This window comes from Streptomyces sp. NPDC021356 (assembly GCF_040641015.1).
Classification (GTDB): Bacteria; Actinomycetota; Actinomycetes; order Streptomycetales; family Streptomycetaceae; genus Streptomyces.
On sequence record NZ_JBFACU010000040.1, the window covers coordinates 59,728 to 65,727 of the forward strand.

At 73.3% G+C, this 6,000-nt stretch carries 4 protein-coding genes and 1 pseudogene; 1 reads left to right on the top strand and 4 read right to left on the bottom strand.

Translation table 11 applies throughout. The annotated features are described in order from the left end of the window. Window positions 1-33: 33 nt before the first annotated feature. The 3 genes from AB0G56_RS35870 to AB0G56_RS35880 all read right to left on the bottom strand — a co-directional run bounded on the left by AB0G56_RS35870 (window position 34) and on the right by AB0G56_RS35880 (window position 3,339). Window positions 34-1,737, bottom strand: coding sequence for a proline--tRNA ligase (locus AB0G56_RS35870; RefSeq protein WP_360978403.1), 1,704 nt, complete (start codon window positions 1,735-1,737; stop codon window positions 34-36). 74 nt (window positions 1,738-1,811) lie between these two features. Then, window positions 1,812-2,393 (bottom strand): GNAT family N-acetyltransferase, encoded by a 582-nt coding sequence (locus AB0G56_RS35875; protein ID WP_360978406.1) that lies wholly within the window; start codon window positions 2,391-2,393, stop codon window positions 1,812-1,814. 97 nt (window positions 2,394-2,490) lie between these two features. Continuing rightward, window positions 2,491-3,339, bottom strand: a complete 849-nt coding sequence (locus AB0G56_RS35880) for a GNAT family N-acetyltransferase (RefSeq protein WP_360978409.1) — start codon at window positions 3,337-3,339, stop codon at window positions 2,491-2,493. A gap of 217 nt (window positions 3,340-3,556) precedes the next feature. Between AB0G56_RS35880 and AB0G56_RS35885 the strand changes: the two genes are divergently transcribed. Then, entirely contained in the window at window positions 3,557-5,413 is a 1,857-nt protein-coding gene (locus AB0G56_RS35885; protein ID WP_360978412.1) for a SpoIIE family protein phosphatase, read from the top strand. Between the two features lie 421 nt (window positions 5,414-5,834). Here the strand turns inward: AB0G56_RS35885 and AB0G56_RS35890 are convergent. Continuing rightward, window positions 5,835-6,000: pseudogene (locus AB0G56_RS35890) on the bottom strand (4-hydroxy-3-methylbut-2-en-1-yl diphosphate synthase); the annotation flags it as partial.

Consider the following 6,000-nt stretch of genomic DNA (forward strand, 5'->3'; position numbering starts at 1 on the left):
GCCTGACCTGCTGTTCCGTGGGGCCGCTGGACGCTATGCGGTGAGGCGGGCGATGGCCTCGTCGACCGTCAGTTCCTCGCGCTCGCCGGTGCGGCGGTCCTTGAGTTCGACGACGCCCTCGGCGGAGCGGCGGCCGGCGACGAGGATCTTGGGGACGCCGATCAGTTCGGCGTCCGTGAACTTCACGCCCGGGGAGACTCCGGCGCGGTCGTCGACGAGGACGCGGACGCCGGCGGCGGCCAGCTTCCCGGAGACGTCGAGGGCCAGTTCGGTCTGGAGTGCCTTGCCCGCGGCGACCACGTGCACGTCGGCCGGGGCCACCTCGGCGGACCAGACCAGCCCGTGCTCGTCGGCGTGCTGCTCGGCGAGGGCCGCGACCGCGCGGGAGACGCCGATGCCGTAGGAGCCCATGGTGACGCGGACCGGCTTGCCGTTCTGGCCGAGGACGTCGAGCTTGAGGGCGTCGGTGTACTTGCGGCCGAGCTGGAAGATGTGGCCGATCTCGATGGCGCGGTCCAGCTTGAGGCCGGTGCCGCACTTCGGGCAGGGGTCGCCGTCCTGCACCACGACCACGTCCACGTACGCGTCGACCTGGAAGTCACGGCCGGCCACGACGTTCTTCGCGTGCGTGTGCTCCTTGTTGGCGCCGGTGATCCAGGCGGTGCCGGGGGCCACGCGCGGGTCGGCGATGTAGGTGACCTTCTCGCCCAGGCCCTGCGGGCCGACGTAGCCGCGCACCAGGTCGGGACGGCCGGTGAAGTCCTCGGCGGTGACCAGTTCGACGGCGGCCGGGGCGAAGTGCGCCTCGACCTTGTCCATGTCGACCTCGCGGTCACCGGGGACGCCGACGGCGACGATCTCGCCGTCCACCTTCACGAGGAGGTTCTTCAGCGTGGCGGAGGCGGGGACGCCGAGGGAGGCGGCGAGGGTCTCGATGGTGGGGGTGTCCGGGGTCGGGATCTCCTCGGCCGCGGGTACGGCGGAGCCGTCCACCGGCTGCAGCTCGTAGGTGATCGCCTCGGTGTTGGCGGCGAAGTCGCAGTTCGGGCAGTCGGCGAAGGTGTCCTCGCCGGCCTCGGCCGGGGCGAGGAACTCCTCGGAGCGGGAGCCGCCCATGGCGCCGGCGGTGGCGGCGCAGATCCGGTAGTCGAGGCCGAGGCGCTCGAAGATGCGCTGGTAGGCCTGGCGGTGCAGGCCGTAGGACTCGGCGAGGCCCTCGTCGGTGGTGTCGAAGGAGTAGGAGTCCTTCATCAGGAACTCCCGGCCGCGCAGGATGCCCGCACGCGGCCGGGCCTCGTCGCGGTACTTGCTCTGGATCTGGTAGAGGATGACCGGCAGGTCCTTGTAGGAGGACGCCTGGTCCTTCACCAGCAGGGTGAAGATCTCCTCGTGGGTCGGGCCGAGCAGGTAGTCGCCGCCCTTGCGGTCCTGGAGGCGGAACAGCTCGGCGCCGTACTCGTTCCAGCGGCCGGTCGCCTCGTACGGCTCCCTCGGCAGCAGGGCGGGCAGCAGCACCTCCTGGGCGCCGATGGCGTCCATCTCCTCACGGACGATCCGCTCGACGTTCGCGAGGACCTTCTTGCCCAGCGGCAGCCAGCTCCAGACGCCCGCGGCGGTGCGGCGGACGTAGCCGGCGCGGACCAGCAGCTTGTGGCTGAGGACCTCGGCGTCGGCGGGGTCGTCGCGCAGCGTCTTGGCCATCAACTGGGACATGCGCTGGACCGGTGCGTTCGCCATCGTTCTCGTACTCCTGCCGGGGATCGGTGATGGCTAGGAGGTTAGCCGGGCGGAAGGCGGCGGCGGTAATCGCCTCAGCGGCCGCCGGCCGGGCGGCGGCGCAGGGGCAGCGGGGCGCCCATCACGGCGTACGGCTTCGGGGCGCTGGGGAAGAGGACCTGCCGGGCCAGGTCGACGTACCCCAGGGAGTGGTAGAGGCCGCGGGCCGGGCTGTCGGTGTCGATCGCGGAGAGGATGGAGCGGGGCTCGGTGGCGCTGTCGGTGATGGTGGTGATCAGGGCGCGGCCGACGCCGCGGTTCTGGTGGCCGGGGTGGACGTGCAGTTCGGTGATGACGAAGGAGCCGTCGAGCCATTCCTCGTGTCCGCGGGCGCGCAGGTACGGCTCGACGACGGTGGACCACCAGTGGGTGCGGTCGTTGGGCATGCCGTAGACGAATCCGACCAGCCGTCCGCCCGTGGTGGCGCCCAGGGCGCGGGCGCCCGGGCACGTCATGTGGCGCAGGACGATCTGGCGGCGCATGGCGACCTCCTCGGCGCCGAGGCCGAAGGCGACGGCCTGGACGGCGAGTGCCTCGTCCACCCGCGCCGACAGGTCGAGGGGGCCGATCACGATGTCGGCGGAGCGGCCGGGGCCGTGACCGGGAAAGTGCGCCATGCCGGGGAGACTACCCGGCCCGCACCAGCCTCAGAACCGTACGGATGTGACGCCCGCGACAGCGGGCCCGGGAACCGCGACCGGGCACCGACTCCGGCTAGAACAGCACGCTCGTGAACGCGCCGGCCTCCTGGAAGCCCACGCGCAGATAGGTGCGCCGGGCCGCGGTGTTGAAGTCGTTGACGTAGAGGCTGACCACGGGGGCCACGTCGGCCAGCGCGTAGCGCAGCACCGCGGCCATGCCGGGGGCGGCGAGCCCGCGGCCCCGGTACTCGGGGGCGACCCATACGCCCTGGATCTGGCAGGCCCGGTCGGTCGCGGCGCCGATCTCGGCCTTGAACACCACCTTGCCGTGCTCGTCGATCCGGGCGAAGGAGCGGCCCGCGCCGACGAGTTCGGCGACCCGGGCCTGGTAGAGCAGGCCGCCGTCGCCGGCCATCGGGGAGACACCGACCTCCTCGGTGAACATGGCCACGCACGCCGGCATGATCGTCTCCACCTCGTCCTTGCGGACGCGGCGGACGTAGGGATCGGCGGCGATGTCGGCGGGCATGCGGTCGGTGACCATGAGCGGCTGGCGGGCGCGGACCTCGCGGGCCGGTCCCCAGCTGGGTTCGAGCAGCCCCCACAGCTGGGTGGTGGGGCCGGAGGGGCCGACGATGGAGGAACAGCGGCGGCCGGCCCGCCGGGCGCGGTCCGCGAAGGCGCGCACGGCGCGCGGGGTGGCGCAGATCGGGACGAGGTTGGCGCCCGCGTAGCACAGGGACGTCAGCATGCCGCCCTCGTACCAGCCCCACATCTCGCCGCCGAGCCGCCAGGGGTCGAGGCCCGCGATCCGCACGCGGGAGGTCACGAAGGCGTTCGCGACCGGCTCGCGGTCGAGGACGGCGAGCGCCGCGTCCAGGTCGCTCGGTTCGAGCACCCGTGAGGTGGTCTGGGTCAACACGTGCGGGGCCTCACGCTGGGGTTTCGGCTGATCTCCGCACTGTACCCGCCGGATCCTGGCGGCGCCGCCCCCCGGGAAAGCCGGGCACGGGATGCCCCGATGCGTGGCAGTAGAGGCTGTTCTGGGTACCCCTTGTGTCAGGCACGGTCTGGCGAAAGCGGTGATCTACGGTGGCAGCACGCCGGGCGGCGGTCCGGGTCGACGCGGGGCAGGGCCCGTGAACGGGGCGGGCGTGGCCCAGGAGCCCGACTTCCCGCGGGCGGTCCTGTGCGACCTGGGGACCGGCGTCTTCACCATCGACGCCGAGGGGCGCATCACCTTCGTCAACCCGTGGGCCGAGCGGCTGCTGGGCCGCTCCGAGGCGGACATGCTCGGCCGGGACGCGCACGATCTGCTGCACCGCCGCGCCCACGGCGCCCCGGTGCCGCGGGAGCGGTGCACCATGCGGACCCCGCTGACCGGCGGCCGCTCCGTCGAGGAGGGCTGCGAGGAGTACTTCCTGCGGGCCGACGGCTCCACCGTGCCGATCATCTGGACGACCACGTCCCTGCGGGTGGCCGGCCGCGCGGCGGGGCTGGTGGTGGTCTTCAACGACTTCGGCCCGCAGCGCGCGGCCGAGGAGCGGATGGCCGCGCACGCGGCGGCCCTGGAGGCGCTGACCGCCCGGCTGAACCTCCTGGCGGACATCTCCTCGGTGCTGATGTCCGCGCTGGACGCCTCCGGGCGGTTGCGCAGGCTGCTGCAACTGCTGGTGCCTGAACTGGGCGACTGGGCGGCGGTGGCCCTGCTCTCGGAGCGGACCGGGATGCTGGAGCGGGTCGCCGTACGGTGTCCCGCGCACCCGCGGCGGGCACGGCGGCTGGAGGGGGCGCTGCCGCTGCTGTCGGCCGGGGCGCGGGCGTCGGTGGAGCGGGTCATGAGCGCCGACGATCCCGTGCTGCTGACCGCCGAGGGGCTGCGGGACCCGGACGCGCCGCTCGCCGCGACCCACGGCAAGCTCTTCGAGCGGCTGGGCGGCCACGCGGCCGTGGTGGTTCCGCTGCGCGCCCGCCGCAACCCCTACGGGATGCTGACCCTGGGCCGCGCGGCGGGCTCGCCCGCCCCCACGGAGGCGGAGGTGCGGCTGCTCTCCGACATCGGCCGCCGGGTGGGGCTGGTGCTGGACAACGCCCGGCTCTACCAGGAGCAGCGCAACGTCTCCGAGACCATGCAGCGCCAGTTGCTCGCCCCGCTCCCGCAGGTGGACCACCTGCGCATGGCCGCCCGCTATCTGCCCGCGCAGAGCGCCATGGAGATCGGCGGCGACTGGTACGACGCCTTCCTGCTCTCCGACGGCGTGATGGCGCTGGTGATCGGGGACGTCGTAGGTCATGACCTCCAGGCCGCCGCGCACATGGCCGAGGTCCGCAACATGCTGCGCGCGCTGGCGTGGGACCACGGCAAACCGCCCAGTCTGATCATGTGCCGCCTGGACGAGGCGGTCACGAACACCAGCGACGCGCCGATGGCCACGCTCGTCTTCGCCCGGATCGAGGGTCCCGAGGGCGGTCCGTGGCGGATGAACTGGGTCAACGCGGGGCATCCGCCGCCACTGCTGGTGACGAGGGACGGCGGGACCCGGTTCCTGACCGGCGGGCACGGCCCGCTGATCGGGATGAGCGCGGTGCTGCATCTGGGGCTGGACTGGCCGGACGCGTACGAGGACCTGCCGCCGGAGTCGACGCTCCTGCTCTACACGGACGGTCTGGTGGAGAGCCGCAACCGTCCCATCGACCTGGGCATGGCCAAGCTCCGCCACCATGCCTCCGTCCTGGCCCGGCGGACGACCGTGGAGACGGTGGACGACTTCTGCGACGAGCTGCTGGAACGCATCAGGCCCAGTGGCGACGACGCCGCCCTGCTCGCGCTGCACCTGCCTGCGAGGGGGGCGGGCGCCCCGGGCGACCGGGAACCGCCGCCGCCCCCGCAGTCGCCGTACGGCAGTCCGGCCGCGCCCGGCCGGGCGGCGCCGGGTTCTCTCCAGGAGGACGCCCCGGTGGCGGACCCCACTCGGGGGGTCAGGGAGGAGGAGTGACACAGGGGTGTGGAGGTGCGGGGGGCGCGGGAAGTGGGGGCGCGGGGGCTGTGGATGCGGCGCCCGGTCCGGCGGGGCCGGGGCCCGCGGCTCGTTCGTGGAGCAGGCCCGCTGCTGCCCTGCGGGGTCGGCGCTCGGCCTCTTCGCGGACCGGGCTCAGCCCTCGGCTCCTTCGCGGGCCGGTTTCAGGTCCCGGCTCCGTCGCGGACCGGTTTCAGGTCCCGGCTCCGTCGCGGACCGGGCTCAGCTCTCGGCTCCGTCGCGGACCGGACTCAGGTCCCGGCTCCTTCGCGGGCCGGTTTCAGGTCCCGGCTCCGTCGCGGACCGGGCTCAGCTCTCGGCTCCTTCGCGGACCGGTTTCAGGTCCCGGCTCCGTCGCGGACCGGACTCAGCCCTCGGCTCCTTCGCCGGCCGGGCTGGCTCAGCCCGCGACGGAGATCTCGGGCTCTCCGGAGGCCACGCCGTCGGCCTCCATCTGCTCGGCGAGCTTCATCGCCTCTTCGATCAGGGTCTCCACGATCTTCGACTCGGGCACCGTCTTGATCACCTCGCCCTTGACGAAGATCTGCCCCTTGCCGTTGCCGGAC

Excerpts from the sequence above, each read along its gene's own strand:
- AB0G56_RS35870 (WP_360978403.1), bottom strand. The coding sequence starts at position 1,737 with ATGGCGAACGCACCGGTCCAGCGCATGTCCCAGTTGATGGCCAAGACG.
- AB0G56_RS35875 (WP_360978406.1), bottom strand. The coding sequence starts at position 2,393 with ATGGCGCACTTTCCCGGTCACGGCCCCGGCCGCTCCGCCGACATCGTG.